Origin of the sequence: Streptomyces sp. JH002 (assembly GCF_050916115.1) — a bacterium.
In the GTDB taxonomy this organism is placed as follows: Bacteria; Actinomycetota; Actinomycetes; order Streptomycetales; family Streptomycetaceae; genus Streptomyces; species Streptomyces xiamenensis.
On record NZ_CP087989.1, the window covers coordinates 250,266 to 271,254 of the forward strand.

Annotated in this window: 20 protein-coding genes and 2 pseudogenes; 7 read left to right on the plus strand and 15 right to left on the minus strand. The window is 69.2% G+C overall.

What is annotated here, in order from left to right:
- Positions 1-16 precede the first annotated feature (16 nt).
- From H7827_RS01095 to H7827_RS01125, 7 genes and pseudogenes are all read right to left on the minus strand, one after another.
- Positions 17-268, minus strand: coding sequence for an SDR family NAD(P)-dependent oxidoreductase (locus H7827_RS01095; protein ID WP_432741858.1), 252 nt, complete (start codon positions 266-268; stop codon positions 17-19).
- Positions 265-1,572 (minus strand): MFS transporter, encoded by a 1,308-nt coding sequence (locus H7827_RS01100; protein ID WP_432741860.1) that lies wholly within the window; start codon positions 1,570-1,572, stop codon positions 265-267. Before H7827_RS01100 ends, H7827_RS01095 begins: the two co-directional genes overlap by 4 nt.
- Positions 1,573-2,604: 1,032 nt before the next feature.
- Positions 2,605-2,874, minus strand: coding sequence for a hypothetical protein (locus tag H7827_RS01105; RefSeq protein ID WP_432741862.1), 270 nt, complete (start codon positions 2,872-2,874; stop codon positions 2,605-2,607).
- 131 nt (positions 2,875-3,005) lie between these two features.
- Positions 3,006-3,266 (minus strand): annotated as a pseudogene (locus tag H7827_RS01110) (amino acid--tRNA ligase-related protein); the annotation flags it as partial.
- A 54-nt stretch (positions 3,267-3,320) separates the two neighbouring features.
- On the minus strand, positions 3,321-4,271 hold the full coding sequence (locus tag H7827_RS01115; RefSeq protein ID WP_432741864.1) for an alpha/beta hydrolase family protein: 951 nt from the start codon (positions 4,269-4,271) through the stop codon (positions 3,321-3,323).
- 76 nt (positions 4,272-4,347) lie between these two features.
- The gene (locus H7827_RS01120) at positions 4,348-5,088 is read right to left on the minus strand and encodes a TetR/AcrR family transcriptional regulator (RefSeq protein WP_432741866.1); all 741 of its coding nucleotides are present in this window, start codon (positions 5,086-5,088) and stop codon (positions 4,348-4,350) included.
- Positions 5,089-5,568: 480 nt separating this feature from the next.
- Positions 5,569-6,525: a zinc-binding dehydrogenase gene (locus H7827_RS01125; RefSeq protein ID WP_432741868.1), complete on the minus strand. Its 957-nt coding sequence runs from the start codon at positions 6,523-6,525 to the stop codon at positions 5,569-5,571.
- Between the two features lie 42 nt (positions 6,526-6,567).
- Here H7827_RS01125 and H7827_RS01130 point away from each other — a divergent pair, with 42 nt between their 5' ends.
- Together H7827_RS01130 and H7827_RS01135 are read left to right on the plus strand one after the other, a co-directional pair.
- A complete protein-coding gene (locus H7827_RS01130) occupies positions 6,568-7,182 on the plus strand; it encodes a TetR family transcriptional regulator (RefSeq protein WP_386539971.1) in 615 nt (204 codons plus the stop codon).
- 79 nt (positions 7,183-7,261) lie between these two features.
- A complete protein-coding gene (locus H7827_RS01135) occupies positions 7,262-8,008 on the plus strand; it encodes an SDR family NAD(P)-dependent oxidoreductase (RefSeq protein ID WP_432741870.1) in 747 nt (248 codons plus the stop codon).
- A 608-nt stretch (positions 8,009-8,616) separates the two neighbouring features.
- Here H7827_RS01135 and H7827_RS01140 read toward each other — a convergent pair.
- Positions 8,617-9,521, minus strand: a pseudogene (locus tag H7827_RS01140) (IS701 family transposase); the annotation flags it as partial.
- A 51-nt stretch (positions 9,522-9,572) separates the two neighbouring features.
- Here H7827_RS01140 and H7827_RS01145 point away from each other — a divergent pair.
- Positions 9,573-10,142, plus strand: coding sequence for an NUDIX hydrolase (locus tag H7827_RS01145; protein WP_432741872.1), 570 nt, complete (start codon positions 9,573-9,575; stop codon positions 10,140-10,142).
- Between the two features lie 351 nt (positions 10,143-10,493).
- Here H7827_RS01145 and H7827_RS01150 read toward each other — a convergent pair whose 3' ends face one another.
- Positions 10,494-11,744 (minus strand): MFS transporter, encoded by a 1,251-nt coding sequence (locus H7827_RS01150; protein WP_432741874.1) that lies wholly within the window; start codon positions 11,742-11,744, stop codon positions 10,494-10,496.
- Between the two features lie 85 nt (positions 11,745-11,829).
- On the opposite strand from H7827_RS01150, the gene H7827_RS01155 reads away from it, so the two are divergent.
- Positions 11,830-12,165, plus strand: coding sequence for an ArsR/SmtB family transcription factor (locus tag H7827_RS01155; RefSeq protein ID WP_386539967.1), 336 nt, complete (start codon positions 11,830-11,832; stop codon positions 12,163-12,165).
- 176 nt (positions 12,166-12,341) lie between these two features.
- Here the strand turns inward: H7827_RS01155 and H7827_RS01160 are convergent, their stop codons facing one another.
- Positions 12,342-12,920: a TetR family transcriptional regulator gene (locus H7827_RS01160; RefSeq protein WP_432741876.1), complete on the minus strand. Its 579-nt coding sequence runs from the start codon at positions 12,918-12,920 to the stop codon at positions 12,342-12,344.
- Between the two features lie 96 nt (positions 12,921-13,016).
- Between H7827_RS01160 and H7827_RS01165 the strand changes: the two genes are divergently transcribed.
- A complete protein-coding gene (locus H7827_RS01165) occupies positions 13,017-14,078 on the plus strand; it encodes an NAD(P)-dependent alcohol dehydrogenase (RefSeq protein WP_432741878.1) in 1,062 nt (353 codons plus the stop codon).
- A 175-nt stretch (positions 14,079-14,253) separates the two neighbouring features.
- On the opposite strand, the gene H7827_RS01170 is transcribed toward H7827_RS01165, so the two are convergent.
- The 3 genes from H7827_RS01170 to H7827_RS01180 are packed head-to-tail and all read right to left on the minus strand — an operon-like array spanning position 14,254 to position 16,865.
- The gene (locus tag H7827_RS01170) at positions 14,254-15,060 is read right to left on the minus strand and encodes an FAD:protein FMN transferase (protein ID WP_432741880.1); all 807 of its coding nucleotides are present in this window, start codon (positions 15,058-15,060) and stop codon (positions 14,254-14,256) included.
- On the minus strand, positions 15,053-15,475 hold the full coding sequence (locus H7827_RS01175; protein WP_432741882.1) for an FMN-binding protein: 423 nt from the start codon (positions 15,473-15,475) through the stop codon (positions 15,053-15,055). Before H7827_RS01175 ends, H7827_RS01170 begins: the two co-directional genes overlap by 8 nt.
- Before the next feature lie 28 nt (positions 15,476-15,503).
- Positions 15,504-16,865, minus strand: a complete 1,362-nt coding sequence (locus H7827_RS01180) for a ferredoxin reductase family protein (protein WP_432741884.1) — start codon at positions 16,863-16,865, stop codon at positions 15,504-15,506.
- 208 nt (positions 16,866-17,073) lie between these two features.
- On the opposite strand from H7827_RS01180, the gene H7827_RS01185 reads away from it, so the two are divergent.
- Together H7827_RS01185 and H7827_RS01190 are read left to right on the plus strand one after the other, a co-directional pair.
- The gene (locus H7827_RS01185) at positions 17,074-17,814 is read left to right on the plus strand and encodes a response regulator transcription factor (protein ID WP_432741886.1); all 741 of its coding nucleotides are present in this window, start codon (positions 17,074-17,076) and stop codon (positions 17,812-17,814) included.
- Entirely contained in the window at positions 17,811-19,271 is a 1,461-nt protein-coding gene (locus H7827_RS01190; protein WP_432741888.1) for a sensor histidine kinase, read from the plus strand. The genes H7827_RS01185 and H7827_RS01190 overlap by 4 nt, the downstream gene beginning before the upstream one ends.
- 186 nt (positions 19,272-19,457) lie before the next feature.
- Here the strand turns inward: H7827_RS01190 and H7827_RS01195 are convergent, their stop codons facing one another.
- On the minus strand, positions 19,458-20,435 hold the full coding sequence (locus H7827_RS01195; RefSeq protein WP_432741890.1) for a GHMP kinase: 978 nt from the start codon (positions 20,433-20,435) through the stop codon (positions 19,458-19,460).
- Positions 20,436-20,476: 41 nt separating this feature from the next.
- The gene (locus H7827_RS01200) at positions 20,477-20,698 is read right to left on the minus strand and encodes an MbtH family protein (protein WP_386539949.1); all 222 of its coding nucleotides are present in this window, start codon (positions 20,696-20,698) and stop codon (positions 20,477-20,479) included.
- Positions 20,699-20,989: the final 291 nt, after the last annotated feature.

A 20,989-nucleotide genomic window follows, 5' to 3' on the forward strand; every position in this document is an offset into this window, starting at 1 on the left:
GCTTCCCAGAGACAACTCAGGTCCGGCAATGCGGCAGGTTCAGGATGCCCGAGCTGCGAAATGCAGCGATCCCATCCGCCGAGGAGATCACCAGGGACTTCGTTTCGGTCCGACGGTCCGCTCGGCGCGTGACGAGGACCAGGTCGTATCCCGCGCGCGCCATGCGATACGCGGTCGCTTCGCCGATACCGCTGCTGGCTCCCGTTATGAGCACGGTTTCCGATCGTGTGTCATGCCGTCCTCTCGTTCGCCGTTGAATACGGGTCATGCCGGCGCGGACGAGGGTTCCGCTGCTGTTGCCCGGTCCACCTGTGTGTGCAGTCTGTGGGGGAACCACAGGCTCACCGCGCCGCTCAGTGCCACAGCCGCGGCGCCGATCAGGACGGGCACGATCCCGGCCCACGCGGCCAGCGCACCGCCCACCAGAGCACCGATCGGCAGCGTCGAGGTGAGCACCGCCTGTAGAAACGCGTTCACGCGGCCCAGCAGATGCGTGGGAGTGACCAGCTGCCGTGCGGTGGTCATGGCGATGATCCAGACCGTGGCGAGAAGCCCGAACAGCACCTCGTAGAGCAGCAGGATGGGGAAGGCCAACCCCAGGGAAGCGGCAGGGATAAGGAACAGAGCCCCGGCGGCGCCCGCCGCGCACCACTGGGTGGTACGGCCCAGGCCGAGCGCTTTGGCGATGGGTGTCGCGATGAGGACGCCCACGCCCATGGCGACGGAGTAGGCCGTGTACACCGTTCCGAGTTGCCACGGAGACAAGGCCAGTTCCTGTGTCGCGTACAGAATGAATAGTGCTCCTGAGGCTCCCCCGCCGAGGTTGAGACCCGCGGCGGCGATCGCCTGCCGGTGGAGCAACGTCTCCCGGCGCAGCACCGCCAGCCCTTCCCGAAGGGCCTCCATCCGGGAACCCCCAGCGGCGTCGGCGACAGCAGGGGTGTTGAGGGCGGCGGGCAGACCGAGAAACAGCAGCACCCCGAGCGCGTAGGCCACGCACTCCACGAGCAGCGCGGACGCGGGGTCGGTGATGCCGATCAGGACCCCGCCCAGCGCGGGTCCGCCGATCATCCCCGCTGTCCTGGCCCCGGTCATGACCGAGTTGGCCGCCATGAGTTGCTCGCGGCGTATCACCCGGGGCAGCGCCGATTGGAGAGCGACAGAGATCGTGGCGGTCAGGGCGCCGGATACGCCGGCTACGGCGAAGAGGTGCAACCACGTGAGTGCGTCCCACACGAAGGCCAGAGGCACACTGCCGATCACCAAGACCTGAAAGGCGGTCAACAGGGCCAGCATCATGCGCAGCCGAGCCCGGTCCACGGCCACCCCGATGTACGGACTCAGCACAATGCCCGGCACATAGGTCAGCGCCATCAAGGCCGAGGCACCGAACGGACCAGCCTTCAGCTCGGTGATCGCCAGCAGCGGCAGTGCCAGCGCGGTCACCTGCCGCCCCACCGAACTGGCCGCTTGTTCAGCGGCGAGCAGCAGGAACGAGCGGTGTCGCCGTAGCGAAGTGGCGGCCGGGGCCCCGGTCTCCGGGCTTGCGTTGGAGGGAGAACCGGAAGCCATGGGTCCGGCGGTCGCGGATTCCGCGCGTTCTGGAGTCTCAGTCACATGACATTCCGGTATGGGGCACGGGCCAGTGGCGGATGCGAGGTGGCACCGTGACGGCCCACCGGCCGGTGATGAGCACGATCCGCTCTTCGGCCAGTATCGCCACGGCTTCCAGTTGTCTACCGCTCATGTCGTCCAGCGTGGTGGGCGTGGAACGCGGCTTGCAACTCGGGATGGTCAAGGGTGAAGCGGGCAGAATCAGAGGGGTCACGGCGGTCCTTGAGTATGAGGGAGCGGGGGCCCTGGCGGTAGAAGAATCGGCCGTAGGCATACGCGTCGCGCCGGTCAGCCAGTTCGGACGGCTCACGGGGCCGGTGGAGGGCGGCGGCAAGTGGTGCAGCGAGCGTAGCCCGGAGCCGACGTCAGACGGATCTCCCAGGAGGAGTGGTTCGGCGGCGTCCATCGTCCACCGGACGGCGAGAGCCTGGGCTTGGCATTCGCGCCGGAGCACCAAATGCGCCCCGCCCGACTGGATCGCTCCTTGGCGTGCCTGGTCGGGTGGGCCGTGTGCCGCCGGTCGCGCTCCCGAACTCCGGGCACCCGCTTGCGGAAGGGTGACGGCAGCCCAGCGTGGGACGTACCGGACACCGCATCCGCACTCGGACCACTGCCCGACGCTCATCGACGGCACGGCCATGATCGGCTGGTAGTGGCCGTGCATACGCCCAGACACGCGCCGCAGCCCGCACGGCACCGGAAGGTATCGGCGAAGCATCCACCTGATCGCGTCGAGATCGGCTGCGGCGGGTGCGGACGGCTGCGGCGGCCATTCTCCAAGTGGGCGGCAGCAGGTGCCGACGTGCGAAGTTGAGCAATTCGGGTCCCGCCGGAGGCGGACATCGACCAGGGTGGGGGCCGGTCGCCGGGTACGTCGGCGTGGGCGGCGGTGCAGACGAGCTGGTTGACCGACGCGATGTCCATGGCCGCGCACGGCTGCCCTTCCCGGCGACGCGGGGCCAGGGTGCGGGTGTGCGCTGCCGCGGCGGATCAGCTGAGCCAGTGAGCACCGATCAGCACGAAGCTCGTGCCGGCTGCCGTGTAGAGGAGAATCGGACTGCGGAGGAGCAGCCCGGCGATCCCGCCTCCGAGCAGGAACATCTCGGCGAACAGCACGGCGTACATCTGCAGGTTGGTGTAGCCGAGCTGGATTCCGATCGCCAGTATGACGGCGTCACACAGGGCTGCCGTAATCACGAGGCGAGTCATCGCGTGGGCTTGGTAGACATCAACGGGCGTGGGGATGGGGCGTGTCGTCATCGGTCCAATGACATAGGGCAGGACCGATCTTTTCCCGGATGCACATCGGCGCGCCGCCGGCCTCCAGCAGGAGAGCCTGGTCGCGGCAGCCGTTGATCGTTTCCTGCCCACAGGCTCACCCGCCGCCCGGCGAACGGCAGAGTTCCGCGCAGCGGCTTCCCGGTGAGCAGCATCAGCAGCCGGTCCACCCCGAGGCCGAGCCCGCCGGTGGGGGTCATCCCGCGCTCCAGGGCGGCGAGGAAGTCCTCGTCCAGGGCGCCGCCGACGGTGAGCCGGCGGCGCCGTTCGACCGTGTCCGCGAGTTCGGAGCAGCCGGTGCCCAGCTCGATGCCGTACGCGACCAGGTCCCAGCGCTCGGCCGGCCGGGGGTCGTCGCGGTCGGCCCGGGCCAAGACCGTACCGGCGCGGCCCGCCGCTTTCTGATGCGGCCGATGGAGGGGCTGGGGCTACTTCATGTGGGTGGCGAACCAGTCCAGCATTTCCTCGGGCTCGCGCTGGAAGTGCAGGTAGCCGTCCCAGCGGGCGGTGGTTCCGTGGACCCAGACGAGTTTCTTGTCTTCGATCGGGATGTTGTCGAACATCGCCTGAACATCGTCGGGGCGAGTCATCAGGTCATCGTGGACCTGGTAGAGGAAGGTGGGGATGGTGACACTCTTGGCAGCCTCGACCGGCGACATCTCGGGGAAAGAGAAGCTGACGATCCGGCGGACCTTTTCCTCCAGCTCGGCGATGCGCTCGGGCAGGCCCAGCATCTCCAGGGTGCGCTGCATGGTCACGCCGACCGACAGTGGCTGCGGGGAAACGACGCAGCGCACGCCTTCGAAGTGCTCGGGGTACATCTGCATGGCGAACATGGTCGCGTTCGAGCCCTGGCAGCGGCTGAACAGGCCGACGGTCATGTCCTTGAGATCTTCGCGGCCGCGCACGTACTGCAGCGAGCCGACGACGTCGCGGGCTTCGAAGCGGCCACCGCTGCCGATGCCGCCGTTGCCGGTTCCGCTGTGGCCGAAGTTGCGCATGTCGTAGGTGAGGACGTTGTATCCGGCCTCGTGCAGGATGCGGTAATCGGGAACGAAGTCGACCTCGAAGTCGTTGCCGGTGCTCGCGCCGATCGACTTCCACGGCTCCAGGTGGGCGGGAAAGCCGTAGCGGCTGAACCACAGGGGATGGTTAGCGATGATCAGCTTGTCCGATCCATCGCAGGGGATGTACCAGGCCTCAAGCGGAACGCCGTCCATGGAGGGGAAAGACACCTCCTGGAAGGCCAGGCCGTGGTCGCCCGGGGTCTTGAGGATCGGCGAGCGCATGGGGTGACCGAAGCCTTGCGCGATGCCGTCCAGGATGCTCTGGATCGCCTCTTCGCTGAAGACCTGGTGCTGGTGCTGGATGGCGCTCATGTACACCTCATTCGTGTGGGGTCCGCAGGTCGAGGGGACCTGCCAGTGGTGTGGCCAGTCGCTCTGGAGGCCACTGTCAGGACGGGTCACCGCCTGCCGTGGGGCCGGGGAGGGACAGCTGGGCCAGCCATTCGCGCAACAGCGTGGCTTCCGAGGCACGGAGCGTGCCGACGGAGCCATGTGGCAGCTCCGCTTCCAGTTGCTCGGCAGCTCGCACAAGCTGCGGCGTCACCGAAGCCGCCCCAGGGACGGCCGGCGGGCTGATGACAGCCGCGGTGACGGCGTCACGCACGAGGGCTGACAGATGGTCGTCGGCCGCCGCGCGGGTGCGGATCAGATGCAAAGTGACCCCTACCGCGGCCGAGGCCACCATGTCCGCGGCCGTCCCGGCCGGCATGCGCAGTCGTCCGGCTCGCTCCAGGTCGCGCATCATCGTCACGAGAACGGCATGGGCGTGCTCCGCCGGAGCTGTAGGGCCGTCCATCAGGCGGCCGTACATGATGGCGTAGAGCGCAGGGTTGGTTACCCCGAACTCCACGTGCATGTCCCAGCCGCGGAGAAAGTCCTCCACCGGATCCCCGGTCGTCGCCAGGGCCTGCTTACGGCTCAGGTAGCGGCTGAACCTGTCCGCCGCCACCTCTCGCAGCAGTCCGTCCTTGTCGCCGAAGTGGTGGTACAGGGTGGGCGCCGCAACGCCGGCCGCGACACACACCTCACGGGTCGAGAACTCCCCACTGGCCGATGCCGCCAGAAGATCGGCGGCCGCGTTGATGATCAGCGCACGGGTTCGCTGAGCCGATGAAGCTTCCTTCGCCATATAGCGATGATACATACAATCACCCTGGAAGCCCATCCCTAATCTATCGGCGCTATACGTAGTCCAGAGTCCGTTCGCCCCCTCGTCACGCTGCGCCCCGAGGTCATCGCGCTTCCCGCCAGGTGGTCAGGCCGGATCAGCTGCAGCATCCTTGTCACGCAGACGCCGCAGGCCGCCGGGCAGGTCGGGAAGTCGGAAGGGTATTCGCATCCGATGCAACTGGCGGCGGCTGGAACAGCGGGACGGCGGTTGACGCCAGGCCGTTGATCTTGGTCGCTCAGCACCGTGATCGGTTACTGCGCCGGGGTTCCCGGAGGATCGACGATCCTCGGTGAGGATCGGCCAACCTCCGCCGGGTGCCGGTGGAATTCTTACCCGAAGGCGTGCCCCGGGCAGCCCCGACGATGATCTGCCCCGCCCAGCACGAGGGCTCCTGCCGTTTCCGGGCAGTTCCGGGGTGACCATCCCGCGCGGAGCACGTCATCCGAACGCGGCGACCAGTCGTCCCATCACTTCTCCCCGCTCAAGGCGGCCGATTCCGTCAGCGATCTCCTCGAACCCGATCTCGGTGATGCGCGAGGACAACCTGCCTTCGGCGACGAGATCCAGCACGGCGACGCAGTCCTCCTTCGTCCCGGCCTGCGAGCCGACGAGCTCCACCTCGTTGAGCGTGAGCGCCTGGAGGTCGATCTCGCCGCGCGCGCGACCGAGGCCGACCTGGACGATCCGTCCGCCGCGGCGGACGGAATGGATCGCACCGTCGGTGGTCGTCCCGAACCCGGCGAAGTCGATGACCACGTCGAGTCCCTCGCCGACGAAGTCGGTGATGTCGCTCGCGACGCTTTCGGCACCGAGCGAGCGGGCGAAGTCGTGCACGCGCTCGTTCTTCTCAGCGACGAACACCCTGGCACCGAGTGCGAGCGCGGTCTGCGCGCCGAGCGAACCGAGCCCGCCGAGGCCGATGATGCCGACGCGGGCGCCCGGGGAGACGCGCCCCTGCACGGAGACCGCGTGGTACGAGGTCAGACCTGCGTCGGTGGCGGCTGCCGCCTGATCGAACGGCACGCCATCGGGCAACGCGACGACGAGTCGTTCAGGGACGACGACCTCGTCCGCGAACCCACCGTTCAGCGATGTTCCCGGCCCTTCGATGGCTGCCGGAATGACGACCTTCTGACCCACAAAGAACTCGGTCACATCAGGTCCCACGGCGGACACGATGCCCGCGATCTCGTGACCCAGCGTGATGGGCCGGAACGGGAGCAGCGGCGTCAGCGTGCCGTCCAGGAATCCGATGTCGCTGTGACAGAGTCCGGCGGCGCGGACGTGGACGACGAGCTCGTCGGCGGCTGGTGCCGGTGCCGGCACCTCGCTCATGGTGAGGGGTTTCCCGACTTCCGTGAACTGCCATGCACGCATCGTCTGCTCCTGACTCATTACTGATACCTGGTACCAAAAATACTCCTCTACGCTCGGACGATGACAAGCCCCCGTACGCGCCGCGGCCGACCGCCGGCCTCGACCCGCGAAGCCCTTGAGGAGATCGCCTTCGAGCTGTTGCTCCGCGACGGCTACGAGGCCACGACACTCCAGGCCATCATGACCGCCGGCGGTGTCGGCCGCTCGACGCTGTTCCGCTACTTCGGATCCAAGGCGGGCATCGTGTGGGGTGAGTTCGACCGCGCCGTCGAGCGACTGCGGTCGGCCCTGCAGGACGCCGACGACGCACCCGTCATGGCGGCCGTGCGATCGGCGGTCGTGCGGTCGACACGCCTGTCCCAGGCGGCGGCGCCGGAATCATGGCTCGACCGCTTCCGCGTGCTGGACCGGGACCCCGCGCTCGCCGCGGAGACCGCCGCGCACTGGCGCGTATGGGCCGAGACGGTGAGCCGCTACGCGGCGGAGCGCACCGGACTCGACGCGGGCGCTCCCGTCCCGGCTGCGATCGGCGGCGCCGTGCAGGCCGCCTACGTCGCGGTGCTCAGGCGTTGGACCACCAGGGACGAGCCGGTCGACTTCGGCGAACTGGACGACGCCCTGCGCCCGGTCACCGACGCTTTCCAGACGCTGCTCAACGGAAGGGACCTGTCCTGATCCGACGCACACCCTCCGGGTGTATTTTGGGACTAGGTCCCGAAAGCCGGGTGCCCCATAGGACGAAGGAGTCCCTGCCATGGCCCGTCTGGACAACAAGGTCGCGATCATCACCGGAGCGGGCCGGGGGATGGGTGCCTCGCACGCCCGCCGCTTCATCAAGGAGGGAGCGAAGGTCACTCTCACCGACGTCAACGAGGCCGCCATCCGTGAGCTCGCCGAAGAACTCGGGGACAACGCCCGGTACACGGTGCAGGACGTCACGAAGGCCGAAGACTGGCGGCGCGTCGTGGAGGAGACCGAGACGGCGTTCGGTGACGTCACCGTACTCGTGAACAACGCGGGCATCCTGGGGCCGATCGCCAAGACGGCGGACCTCGACGAAGACGACTACCTCAAAGTCTGTGCCATCAACCAGCACTCCCAGTTCCTGGGGATGAAGGCGGTCATCCCGTCGATGCAGCGCGCGGGTATCGGGTCGATCGTGAACATCTCGTCCCTGGCGGGCCTGCGGGCCAACTACGGATTCCCGAGCCTCGCCTACGTGGCCAGCAAGTTCGCGACCCGGGGGATGACGAAGGCGACCGCCCAGGAGTACGGGCGCGACAACATTCGCGTGAACTCCGTGCACCCCGGCTTCATCAACACGCCGATGATGGTTGAGGCGACCGACGAGGAAGGCGGTGACGCGCTGGCACAGATCTTCCTGGGCCGGCTCGCGGAGGCGGACGAGGTGTCCTCGCTGGTGCTGTTCCTGGCATCCGACGAGTCCTCCTACATCACCGGCGCGGAGCACAAGATCGACGCCGGCATGTCAGCGTCCTGACGCCTCGCTACCGAACGTCGCAGCGAGGATCACGGCGACGGGCAGTGACCGTGCTCAGGCGCACCGGCCGTCGCCCTGAACGGGGAACCAGGTCAGGCGCAAGCCGACCCAGGACTTCGCACACCGCGCGGACGAGACGCTGAACGCGGGCAAGGCTATCTGGAGACGGTGGTGCGAGTAGCCGTACGCCACCTGTTCTGGAGTCAGCTCGCAAGTCGGGCGGCCTCGTGGATGTAGTCATGGGCACGCTGGAAGCCTGCGGCCTGACCTGGCCGCCATGCCCGCCCTGCACTGCCACACCAGCAGCGACCCCCGTGGCCGTGCGCATTCCTGGGCCTGCCGTTCGTGGGCGTTAGGCACGCGGACTCAGTTGCCTGAAGCACGGACAACAGCGCATCACGGAGTAACTTCAGGCTTCCCGGTCAGTCGGTTCTCTTTGGCCGGGGCCGTTGCTGAACAACCAGCGAGATCGATGGCACGTCCGGGGGTAGCGCCCACTCAGTGACGTGCAGGACCGCCAGCTCGATCAGTTCCTCCGGGACTCCCAAGAGGTGCAGAGGGGTTCGGCAATGCCGAGTCAGCCACGCCCGGCGCCGTTGCTGTTCCGCCGGGGCGAGCGTGGCGGAGTGGCAGCGGTAGTAGGCGAGTTCGCCGGTGTTGCGGTTGCGGCGGATCAGCAGCTGGTGGCGGCCCGGGGCCGGCTCGGCGAGGTCGATGACGGCCCAGTCGTATAACCGCTGTCCCTTCGCGCCGCGCCCGGCCGAGAGCTTCTGCCAGGCCCGCTTCGGCACCTTCCGCGCCAGGGCCTCGGCGCGGAACGTGCCCGCGCCGGTGGGCACTTCAGCCGAGCAGGCCACCGCGAGAACATAGCCGATGCCGCGTTCCTCCAGAGCCGTGCGCAGTTTTGGGTTGCCGCCGTAGACCTCGTCCCCGGTGACCCAGCCCACCCGGTGTCCGGCCTCCAGGAACCGTTCGATCATCGTGCGGGCCAGGTCCGGCTTGGTCGCGAAGACTGTGTCCTCGCCGAGTCCGGCTGCCCGGCAACGGTCTGGGGCGCACGTCCAGGAGCGCGGGATGTACAGCTCACGGTCCACCGCCGCGTGCCCCCGCTCGCCCGCATAGACGAGGTAGACGGCTACCTGGGAGTTCTCGATCCGGCCGGCCGTTCCGGTGTACTGGCACTGGACCCCGACCGTGCGGGTGCCCTTCTTCAGGTCACCGGTCTCGTCGACAACCAGCACCGCGGCCTCGTCATAGAGGTGCTCGACGACGTATTCGCGCACGTCATCGCGGACGCCATCGGCATCCCAGACGGCCCGGCACAGCAGATGCTGCATGCCGTGCGGGCTGGCCTCCCCGGCCCACTCCGCGATCGTCCAGCAGTTCTTCCTCGGCAGGCCCGACAGCAGCGCCAGCAACAAGTCCGCCACCCGGCGGCGGGGTTCACCCGTGCAAACCGGCCCGCGATCCGCCCCCATGGCCGCCTCGAACGCCTCCCGCCAGCGGACGGGATCTATGCTGTGGCCTGCGGCCACCGTCTCATTGTCAGTCCACACAACTCACGATGATCAACGGTGGCCGCACCCATTCCGCACCGGCCCTCACCAGCAAAATCACGAGCCAACGCTGGAGCGCAGGAGTAATGATGACGGATGCACGGCAAGGGCTTGCCCGCGACGTTCCTCGCCGGGGAGGCGCCGTCGTACTGGCCAGAGGGCGGATGCTCCTCATCCGGTACGCCCCCGAAGACGGACACAAGTACTTCATCCCCGGCGGCGGTGTCGAGCCAGGCGAAGCCCCATCGGCGACTGCCGAGCGGGAACTGGCGGAAGAGACCGGTCTGATCGGAACGGCTGAGCGGCCACTGGCCGTGGTACGCAACAGCGACCGCGTAGAGCACTACTCCCTGATGCGCCTGGACGACCCAGATCACGCTGAACAACGTGCGGCTCCTGGTGACCTGTCGCCCGGTCAGCAACTGGACTGGGTGGACGTGGCCCTCATGCCGAGTACACCCGTCTGGCCCAAGAGGCTGGCGTGGCGCATCACCGAATGGTCCACAAACGGCTGGCCCGACCGGCCCGTGGAACTCGACGACTCAATCCGCGATCTGCACGCTCCGTGTGACTGGTAGAGCGAGACCGAGAGCATCCCCTCGCCGCTCAGCCCGCCCACGATCATGGACAAGCCACAGCCCAGCCATGAAGATCACGATCCACAGCTCGAGTATCAGGTCGGAACTGCGGAACGGCACGGACCAGTTCGCCGAGCTGCGCCACGCCTCAAGGCGCTGTCCACGGCGCCCGCCCTCACCGGCGCGCGTGGGGGGACCCTCGCCGGAAGACCCATCCACCCCAGCTACCCACCCGGAACACGGGTGCGTAGTACCCGAGTCGGACAAGGCGGCGGGCCAAGGGAGGCGGCAGCAGGGGCCGGCGGGGGTGCTTATCCGCCGGCCCCTGCCGGGCTGCCATGGGGTCGCCGGTCAGTCGACCTCGCTCATCCGGGACACCTCAGCCGCCGGCGCCCGCGTCTGCGCACGATGTCCTTCCCGGCGGCCCAGCACCCGTTCGGCGAGGACGGCGGAGAGGCACAGAAGGGCCGCGAGCACGGCGAAGTAGGGGAAGATCGTAGTGCCGCCCCACAGCGTCGCGCCGATACCGACGAGCAGTGTGGGTGTGATGAGCGCGCCGTAGGCGAACAGATAGAACGCGGACATGACGGCCCCGCGGCTCTCGGCGGGAATGTGCGTGGTCAGGTGGCGCAGGGAGCCGCCGAAGGCAAGTCCGTAGGCGCCGCCCTGAAGTGCGACCGCGACAGTGATGACGACGGCGTTGCCGGTCGCGAAGGCGCCTATTCCGGCCAGCATGAACACGGCGAGCGCCGTGTCGCCGGTGAGCGCGACCGTACGGGCCGGGTAGCGACCACCGGCGACCTGCGCGCAGGCGGCGGAAAGAGTGACGGCCGCGATGATGATGCCGCCGAAGAACGGCCCTTCGATGTTCGCGGCCTGTGCGGCGATGGACGGTTCCAGCGAGAAACAGACCCCGAGCACGGCCCAGGCGGCGCCGGCGCCGATCACGGAGAAGACGAAGCGTGAGCGGATCTCCTTGGGCACCCGTGGGCGCGGGATCCTCAGTGGCGCGGCACCGGCGCCGGGGTATGGTTCCCGCATCACCGCGAGGAGGGCGAGCAGGACGAGGGCGATGAGCGCGTCGGCGAGGTAGGGCAGGAGCAGGGGGTGAAAATTGGTCTGGGCGAGTGTCGCGGTCCCGAGTGCCGCGACGGCGATGCCGACGTTGAAGGCGATGGCGGTGAGCGTTCCGCTGCGCGCCGCCCGCTGTGGATCCACGTCCAGGAGAGCAGCCCCGGCGACGACGACGATCGCGCCGATCCCCAGGCCGTTGAGCATCCGTGCCACGACGAGGTGCGCGGGCCCTGTCGCGAGGACGAAGACCGCGAGTCCGGCGAGGAGCAGCAGGACGGCGGCCAGGAGCACCGGCCGGCGGCCGTAACGGTCGGACAGGGCTCCGGAGCAGAGGATCGCGATGACGGCCACGGCCCCGTACGCGGCGAAGATGACCGTGGTCAGAAAGGGCGGATAGTTCCACTTCTCGGCGTACAGGGAGTAGAGCGGCGAGGGGATGGCGGAGGTCGCTTGGCCGAGCATGAGGAGGCCGAGGAGAACCGCGTAGCTCCAGGGCTGGGGGCGGCGCCCCGGGGAGGGTGACGGCACGGGGGACTCCTGATAAGTTCGATGCAGATCGTACTTCGAGAACGCTAAGAGCAAGTACGACGTTCGTCAAACTTGAAGGTGTCTGATGCCGCCCTGGGAAACCCCGCCCGACCAGTTGCCGGCGGTCGCCCCCGTCCAGAAACTGCTGCGTGCCCTCGCGGACCCCGCCCGCCTGGAAATGGTCCGCCGCCTGGCGGCCTCCCCTGTCGCCGAAGCCCCTTGCTCGGACCTCTACGAGGGCCTCAGTAAATCCACCGCGACCCACCACTTCAAGATCCTCGTGGAGGCCGGCATCCTCCACCCGGTCATGGTCGGCCCCTCCCGCGGCCACCGCCTCCGCCGCGCCAGCCTCCAAGAAGCGGCGCCGGGCCTGCTGGACGCACTGATGGCGACGATCGAGCGAGAGGGGCGACGGTCTTGAGTGCCTGCGCGGCAGCAGCCTGAGCACGCTCCGCCCGGCGCTGCTCGCCGACACGTCGCCCCGCCTCGCTCTGACGCGCGTGGCTCACGCCGCTCGACCGGGCGCGTGGTGAAATCGGCGTCCGAAGCTCCCCGGGGGAACGTCGGACATCGGCGGTGCGCCTCCTGGGAGAGGCCTCAGGGCATCACGGTTCGGGCGACGGAGTCGCGGAGCAGTGCGCGTCGTCGGTCGTGATCGCTACTGGATTCGTCGGCAGTGGCGGTATAGACGCTGCTGGCCGGCGACCAGGCGGAGGCCATGCCGATGAGAAGGATCAGAAGGTCGGCGGGGTCCCCCGCCCGCACCCGGCCGGCAGCCTGCGCCGCCTCTACGGCAGCGAGCTTCGACTCGTGCTGGGCACCGTCGAACCATCGTCCCGTCGGCTGCCGCTCGAGCCTCGTCCAGGCGATGAGTCGCGCAAGCTCGGGAAAGTGGAGATTCTGGTCGTAGAGACGCACCGCCCAGCCGGGCAGGTCGTCGGCGTCGAAGGCAACGCCTTCGGTACTGGTATCGACCCGATCGGCGATGACCGCGTCGAAGAGTCCCTCTTTGCTCCCGAAGTAGGCATACAGCTGCGCCTTGTTGGCGCCGGACGCGGCAGTGATGCGGTCGATGCGGGCACCGGCGAGACCGACCTGTGCGAACTCCGCCGACGCGGCGTCAAGGATCCGACGCCGAGTGGCGATACCGCGCGCAGTGGTAGGCAGTGCAGACATGCGTCAACTTTAACAGAAAGACTAGTTGGTTGTTTTCCGCGCGAGCTCGACGTAGCCTCGCCGAAGACAGACTAGTTATTCTCTTTTGGAGGCGCGATGCGCACCACCTTCGCCTGGCAGAGCACGGACAACAGGGTTGAACTCGAGCGGGTCGAGATCGAGCGCAGGGACCTCCGCGCCGATGACATCGCCGTCCGGGTCGACTTCTGTGGTGTCTGCCACAGTGATCTCCACGCGATCCACGGGGTCACGCCGCACATGTCCGACGGCAGCGGGCTTGTACCGGGGCATGAGTTCACCGGCACGGTCACCGCCGCCGGCGCTGCCGTGACCGGTTTCGCCGTGGGTGATCCCGTTGCCGTCGGAACCCTCGTCGACTCCTGCGGTGAGTGCGCCATGTGCGAAGTCGGGCAGGAGAACTTCTGCCACCTCGGGCCCCTCGGCACCTACGGCAGCGAGGACCGCGCCGACGGGACCGTCACGAAGGGCGGATACAGCCGTGAATACGTGCTGCGCGAGAAGTTCGCCCACCCCCTCCCCAAAGGGCTCGATCCGGCGGCGGCGGCGCCACTGATGTGTGCCGGAATCACCATGTGGGAGCCCCTGCGTGCGGCCGGCATCGGCCCCGGGAGCCGCGTCGCCATCGCGGGCCTCGGCGGACTCGGGCACCTCGGTGTGAAGCTCGCGGCTGCCCTCGGAGCGGAGGTGACCGTGCTCAGCCGCACCGCCGACAAGGCTGCGGACGCGCCCGCCCTCGGGGCGGCAAGCCTTCTCCTGACGACCGACGAGGGCCAGGTGCGGCAGGCCCGCGGACGCTTCGACCTCATCCTCGACACCATCTCCGCCGACCACGAACTCTCACCACTGCTGCGCATGCTCGCACTCGACGGAACCCTCTGCGTCGTCGGCAACCCACTGCTCACAGGTCCGCGCCTCATCGAACTGGCGGCCGGTCGGAAAAAGCTCACCTCCTCGGGCACCGGAGGGACCACGGGCACGGCGGAGATGCTCGCGTTCTGCGCCGAGCACGGCATCACCGCCGACGTCGAAGTGCTCCCCTCGTCCAGCGTCACCGAAGCACTGAACCGGCTCCAAGTCGGAAAGGTCCGCTACCGGTTCGTCCTCGACATGTCTGACCTCGACAAGCCGCGGGAATGAACCCCTGACAAGCAAGGGCAGGGCGCCCAGCCCCCGGGTCGGCGACATGGCGAACGAGAAGAGGATCGGCCGATCCTGGCCGGCCGTTCCCCTCATGGGGCCATGGCACACAGGCTTGGGGGGGGACAAGCCCTGTGGGTTCCCCGTTCTGTCCACCCGCGCAGCGCACCGGGCCTCACGCGTCACTCGTGAGTCGGCCCGGGGATGTTCCGCGGTGTAGGAGCCGGCCGAAGGAGCCGAAGCCGGAGGTGTGCCACACCGCTCCCCCGCGGGTCACGGCCAGGGCTTCGTGACCTTCGAGTCCCTCCACCCAGTCGCGGGCGGCGGATCCCCTCGCGAAGGCGGCCGTGGCGTAGGCGTCGGTCCAGGTCAGGCGGTTGCCGATGAGGGTGAGGGAGAGCAGTTCGCCGGCGGGTTCCCGGGCGTGCGGATCGAGGATGTGCGCGCCCCGCTCGGCGGTGCCGGAGGTGGCGACCGCGAGGTCATACCCCTGCACGACGGCGAGCAGGTGTCCCGGGGCGGCCGGGTCGGCGACACCCAGCCGCCAGGGGTCCGCCGGGGCTGTGCCCGTGCACTGGAGATCACCACCGCCGTTGACACACACCCGTTCCGCTCCCGCCCCTCGCAGCAGTTCGGCGGCCCGCTCGGTGGCCCAGCCCTTGACCAGTCCGGACGGGTCCAGGAAGCCTGCGGCGCGGACGCTGAACCAGCCGCCGCTGCGGCGGGTCGCCTCCGCGCACAGCTCCAGGACCTCGGCCACCTCCGGCGGACACGCGTCCACCGTGGTGGTTCCCGCCCCCAGCCGGCTGATGGCACTGTCGGGACGGAATGTGGAGAAGACCTCGTCCACGCGGTGCAGCATGGCGACCGCGTCCGTCAGAGCGCGGCGTACGGCGGGGGTGACGGCACCACGGATGTCGAAGGAGAACACGGTGCCCATGACGTGCTCGGCGTGACGCAGCCCGCGGCCCGGCTCAGCCACCGGCCTGGTCCAGCGCGCTCTGAAGGGAATCCAGGTAGCCCTGACTCGTGTAGCTGGCCCCGGACACGGCATCGACGTGGACGCTCTGCGCCCGCAGCACCTCCTGGGTGAGCTGGGGTATCGATTGCGCGGCGATGGCTTCGGTCCTGGGATCACCGGCCGGTGTTCGCAGGGCCCGAACACCGGTGATCTTTCCCTGATCGAGCGTGACCTCCACCTGGACCGGTCCGAAGGGAGTGTCGATCGACTTCCCGGTGAACGTGCCGGTCGGGTCGGGGCCGGGCGCGACGGCCGGCGGCGGATCGCCCGCCGGCGGCGCGGGCGCGAGGGCCGCCGGAGCGGCATGGGGCTTGAGGGAGAGCAGGGCGACCACACCCGCGACGGTGGTCACCGCTGCGATGGCGGCACGGTGCACGTTCGGTTCCTTCCGGGGTGACGGTCCGCTAGAACGCGAACGACTCGTGGTGGATGCGGCGGCGGGGCACTCCCGCGCGGCGCAGGGCCGCGGTGACGGTCTCGGTCAGGGCGGGTGGCCCGCACAGGTAGACGTCGTGGCCGGGCAGTTCGGGGACGAGCCGGCGCAGTCCCCGCGCGGTGAGGGCGGCCTCGCAATCGGCGCGGTCCCCGAGCAGGTAGTGCACCCGACCGCGGCGGTGCCGGGCGATGGCGTCCAGTTCGTCGCGGAGCACCACGTCCTCGGGACGGTGGGACCGGTAGATGAGGGTCACCTGGCCCGGAAGGGTCTCGAAGAGCGCGCGCAGCGGCGTGATCCCCACTCCCCCGGCGACCAGGAGCGACTTGGCGGCACCAGTTGCCCGTTCGGCCGTGAGTCCTCCGTACGGTCCCTCCGCCCACACCCGCGTGCCGGGCCGCAGCCGGGCCAGCCGGGCGCTGTGCCCCCCGACCGCCTTGACGGTGATGCGCAGCAGGTCGTCGCGGGCGGGCGCCGACAACGAGTAGGGGTTGGCGGACCACCACAGTCCGGGAACGAGGAAGCGCCACCGGAAGAACTGACCGGGCCGGGCCCCCAGCTCGTCGAGGTGGCGTCCGGCGATCCGTATCGAGACCACACCGGGCGCCTCGTGGGTCACGGCGGTGACCACGAGGCGGTGTCGCAGCGCCCGGCGTACCGGCAGCAGGAAGCGGTACCACACCAGAAGGACGGCCACCGTTCCGTACAGCGCGTACCAGCAGAACCTCGCCGCCGCGTTCGACGTGAAGTCGGCCCCCAGGGCGAGCTGGTGTCCGAAGGCGAGGAAGATCGCCAGGTAGGTGAGGAAGTGCAGGGCGTGCCATGCCTCGTAGCTCAGCCGACGGCGCGCGGCACGGGCGGAGACCACCGCGGTGAACAGCAGGAGAGCGAAGCCCGCCGCGCAGCTGAGCATCTGCGGGTAGCCGGTGATCAGTGTCACCGCCTGCTGGGCAGGTCCGGTGTGCGCGGTCATGGCGTACCCAAGGGTGATGAGCAGAGCGTGGGCGATGGCCAGTGACACGGTGTAGCGGCCGCCCATGGCATGCCAGCGGGAGAGCCGGTCGGTGCCGACCCCGCGGTCCAGGACCGGCAGCCGTGCCATCAGCGCGAGCAGCACGGCACAGGCGTACCCGGCCAGCAGGCCGGTGATCCGGCCGGCTCCCGTCAGCCATTCGGCTGCGCCTGTCACGGCCGGGGTGTCGCGCCACCAGAGAAAGAGAACGGCGGCGGCCCCGGTCCAGATCACGCACTGGGCGGCTCCCGGAATGAGCCGGTTCCGGCGCGCCCACAGGCTCCGGCGCGGCCCCGCCCGGTGGCGGTGGCCTCCGGGCACCCTCCCGTCCCCCGCGGTATCGCTGTCCGTCCTGGTCAACCGTCTCTCCGCTCCTCGTGGCGGCCGGTGGTTCCGGTGCCGGTGACCACAGTGACGGGCGCAGCTCTGAGGACCTTCTGAATCACGGCCGGGCGGGAGTGATTCAGAGCGAACACAGAGGTTCACGGCCCTGCGCCCGACCCGCCGCCGGGGGATGCTGGGAACCATCATGAACAGGCAGAACATCACGAGCAGCGGTCCGCCCCTGCGCCCAGACGGGTCACCCGCACGGGTCCTGGTCGTGGACGACGAGCCCGACCTGGTCGAGGTGCTCTCCCGGGCGCTGCGCTACGAGGGCTGGCAGGTGCGCACCGCCACCGACGGTGCCTCCGCACTCGATGTGGCGCGGGAGTTCCGGCCCGACGCGGTGGTGCTCGACTGGATGCTGCCCGGCATCGACGGCCCGGGAGTGCTGCGGGCGCTGCGCGGGGAGCCGAGCCAGGCGTGCGTGCTGTTCCTGACCGCGCGGGACGCGGTGGAGGACCGGATCGCGGGCATCACCGCGGGTGCCGACGACTATGTGACCAAACCGTTCAGCCTGGAGGAGGTGCTGGCGCGGCTGCGCGGGCTGCTGCGCAGGGCTGGTACGGCCCTGGAGCCGCCCGGCAGCAGGCTGTCGGTCGGTGATCTGGTGATGGACGAGGAGGCGCGGGAGGTCAGCCGCGGCGGCCGGCCGGTGGAACTGACGCGCACCGAGTTCGAACTGCTGCGGTACCTGATGCGCAATCCGCGACGGGTGCTGTCGAAGGCGCAGATCCTGGAGCATGTGTGGTCCTACGACTTCGGCGGCCGGGCCCATGTCGTGGAGCTCTACGTGAGTTATCTGCGCAAGAAGATCGACGCCGGCCGGCCATCGATGATCCACACCGTGCGCGGGAGCGGATATGTGCTGAAACCGGGGGTGCGGTGAGGCGACCCCCGGTTCCGCGCACCCTGCGCGCCCGGCTCACCACCGGTCTCGTCGTCCTGGTGGCGGCCGTGTGCGCGACGGTCGGCCTCACCACCGTGCCGGCGCTGCGCGGTTTTCTGCTGGAGCGGCTTGACCAGCAGCTGGTCTCCAGTGGCGGGCGTTTCGCGGCCAGTCTGGAGCACGAGGACCGGCCGGACGAGGACAACATGCTCGACACGCGGGGGCAGCCCGATCACACGTTCGGAGCCCGGCTGCTGGACGGTACGGTGACCGCCACCGCCGTGGTGCACGACGAATCCACCCGTCCGGTGCCGCTGGACGCCGCCGACCGCGCCGCCCTCGCCGCGCTTCCGGCCGATGAGGGCGGTCGCACGCTCGCCCTGTCCGCTCTGGGCTCCTACCGTGTGGTGGCGGTGCCGGGTGATGACGGCGATGTCCTGGTCACCGGGCTTCCGATGCACGGCGTCGATGAGACCGTGGCCCATCTGCGGGTGGTGGAGGGCGTGGTGTTCGGGGCGGCCCTGCTGGCCACCGCGGCCGCCGGCTATCTGTGGATCCGGCTCGCGCTGCGTCCTTTGGACCGGGTGGCGGCGACCGCCACGGAGGTGACCCGGCTGCCGCTGGCCAGCGGGGAGGTGGCGATGCCCGAGCCGGTGCCGGACACCGACACGGGCACCGAGGTGGGCCGGGTCGGTGCCGCACTCAACCAGTTGTTGGGACACGTGGGAGTCGCACTCGCCCGCCGGCAGGCCGGTGCGGAGCGGCTGCGGGAGTTCGCCGCCGACGCCGGCCATGAACTGCGCACTCCGGTGGCGAACGTGCGCGGCCACGCGGAGCTGGCACTTCGCCGTCCCGGGCCCCTGCCGCCGGACGTACGGCGTTCCCTGGAGCGCGTCGTCGCCGAGTCCGCGCGGATGTCCGCGCTCGTGGACGATCTGCTGCTTCTCGCCCGGCTGGACTCCGACCGCCCGCTGGCCCGGGATGTGGTCGATCTCAGCCGGATGGCCCTGGACGCCGTCGACGACGCCCGCGCCATCTGGCCGAGTCACCACTGGCTGCTGGACCTTCCGGAGGATCCGCTGCTGACACGCGGGGACGGTCCGCGGCTGCACCAGGTGGTGACCAATCTGCTGGCGAACGCCGCCTCTCACACCCCACCGGGAACCGAGGTGACGCTCCGCCTCGTCGCCGCTGCGGAGGACATCGTGTTGACGGTCACTGACGACGGCCCGGGAATCCCTCCTGATCTGCTGCCGAAGGTGTTCGCCCGCTTCACGCGGGGCGACCACGGACGGTCACGGGCGGGGGGCAACACCGGCCTGGGACTGTCGATCGTCGCGTCGGTGACGCGGGCGCACGGCGGACGCGTCGATGTCACCAGCCGGCCCGGGCACACGGTCTTCCGTGTGCTGCTCCCGTGGGAAGGGGACGGCCGAGGAACGGGCAGGCCGGGGTGACGGCCCGCGTTCGCGGACAGGCGGACACGCGGACGGCAGGCCAGTATTCGCAGAAGGAAAATATTCTGTGAGGCCGGGCGCCCAATGCCCCCGGTGGTCGATCCCCCGGTGGGCGGAAGGAGCACCGGGTGCGTGCACGGCCCTGCCGGAGCCACCGCCGTGACCGCGCCGGAACGGCACCTCTGATCAGCCGGCCATTGTTCCTTCCTCGTAATACCAGTTCTTTTCGACACCGATATTCGCCAGGTATTCCCTGGCGACTGCGGTCTTCGACATCAGGTCGGCGTCGGTGGCGTCGAAAAGAAAACTCCCGACGCTTCCACTGTGGGCGACCTGGATCCCGACAGCCTCCACATGAGCATGAATCTTCAACAACTTGGCGAACTGCGGAACGGGAAGGAAACGCTGGTTGACCGTCGCGCTCTCGGTGGCGATCCGGCCGATCTCCCGGAGGTCTCCGCCGGCCGTTCCGCACCGCATGCGGACCCGCATCTCGTCGAACTGCTCTATCTCTCGAGGTGTATAGCGGGCGGGCGGGTGCGAGAGGGTGTCCACCGGACCGATCCCCAACGGGAAGCCGAGGACCGCGAGCGGCAGCAGCGGCACGCCGAAGGACTCGATGACCTCTCCCTCACGGTGGGCGAACAGCAGCATGTCGTCGAACATGAGGGGGTCCGCCGCGGACTCCGCGGCCACCGCGATCCTGGCGATGTCCTCCACGGGCAGGCTCATCCCCAGGGCGTCGAGGACCGCACGGATCGTGGCCGTGACATCGCCCGATGACGAGCCGAACCCGAGCCCCACTTCAATGTTGCTCCGCACCCGCAGCACTCCGCCCAGGCGTGGCACGCCGACCGCCGCCAGCGTGGCGCACGCCGCCTGCCTGGCCTTGTTCTTCCAGCCCGGTTCGACGCGCAAGTTCTCCGCGGAGCTGCTGAGTTCGACGGTCGCCTCGGAACTGAACAGCGCGCAGGGCAGTGTGGTGAGCCCACGGCGCAGCCGCCCGTCCTGCGCGGTGAAGGTTCCCTGGAGCAGTTCGCCGTGATGGCCGCGTGCCGAACCCCTGCCGCGCCACGCCCCGGGCCGTCCCTCTTCCGTGAGGGCATGGCCGAAGGAGTGGACGTCAGAGATTCCGGGCACGTCGACGAGACGTTCCCCGGTCATGTGTGATCCCCGTGTTGCGGTGCCCGCCGACTGCGCCGAAGTCAGCCGGCCGACCGCGAGAGCGCGGCCACCAGGCTCTTGGGCCGCATGTCCTGCCAGTTCTCCGTGATGAATCGCAGACAGTCCTCGCGGCCGGCAGGACCGGCGACGACGTTCCAGCCCGGCGGCACCTCGGCGAACGCCGGCCACAGCGAGTGCTGTCCCTCGGCGTTGACCACGGCCAGGTAGTCGGCGGACTCATCCTCGAAAGGGTTGGCGTTCATCCCTGTCTCCCCGTTAGACGCTCGACCGACGGCCGGGTGGTGCTCGGCCTTCGGACCCCGTGCCCGGACACGGCTCCGCGTCCGGCTCCCGTGGGGGCCGGACATCACCGCTCCGGGGTTTTCACAGACGGCGTGCACGACTTGTGGCCGTGCACAGATGATCTTCTTACCAGCCTCGGACTTGCCATGTCCACCTCTTGCGGGAAACCCGTGAACAAAATATTCCCACCACTTTCCCGCGTTCCTCACCACGCGTGACCATCGAAACAACCAGGTGACGAAGGTGCGTTC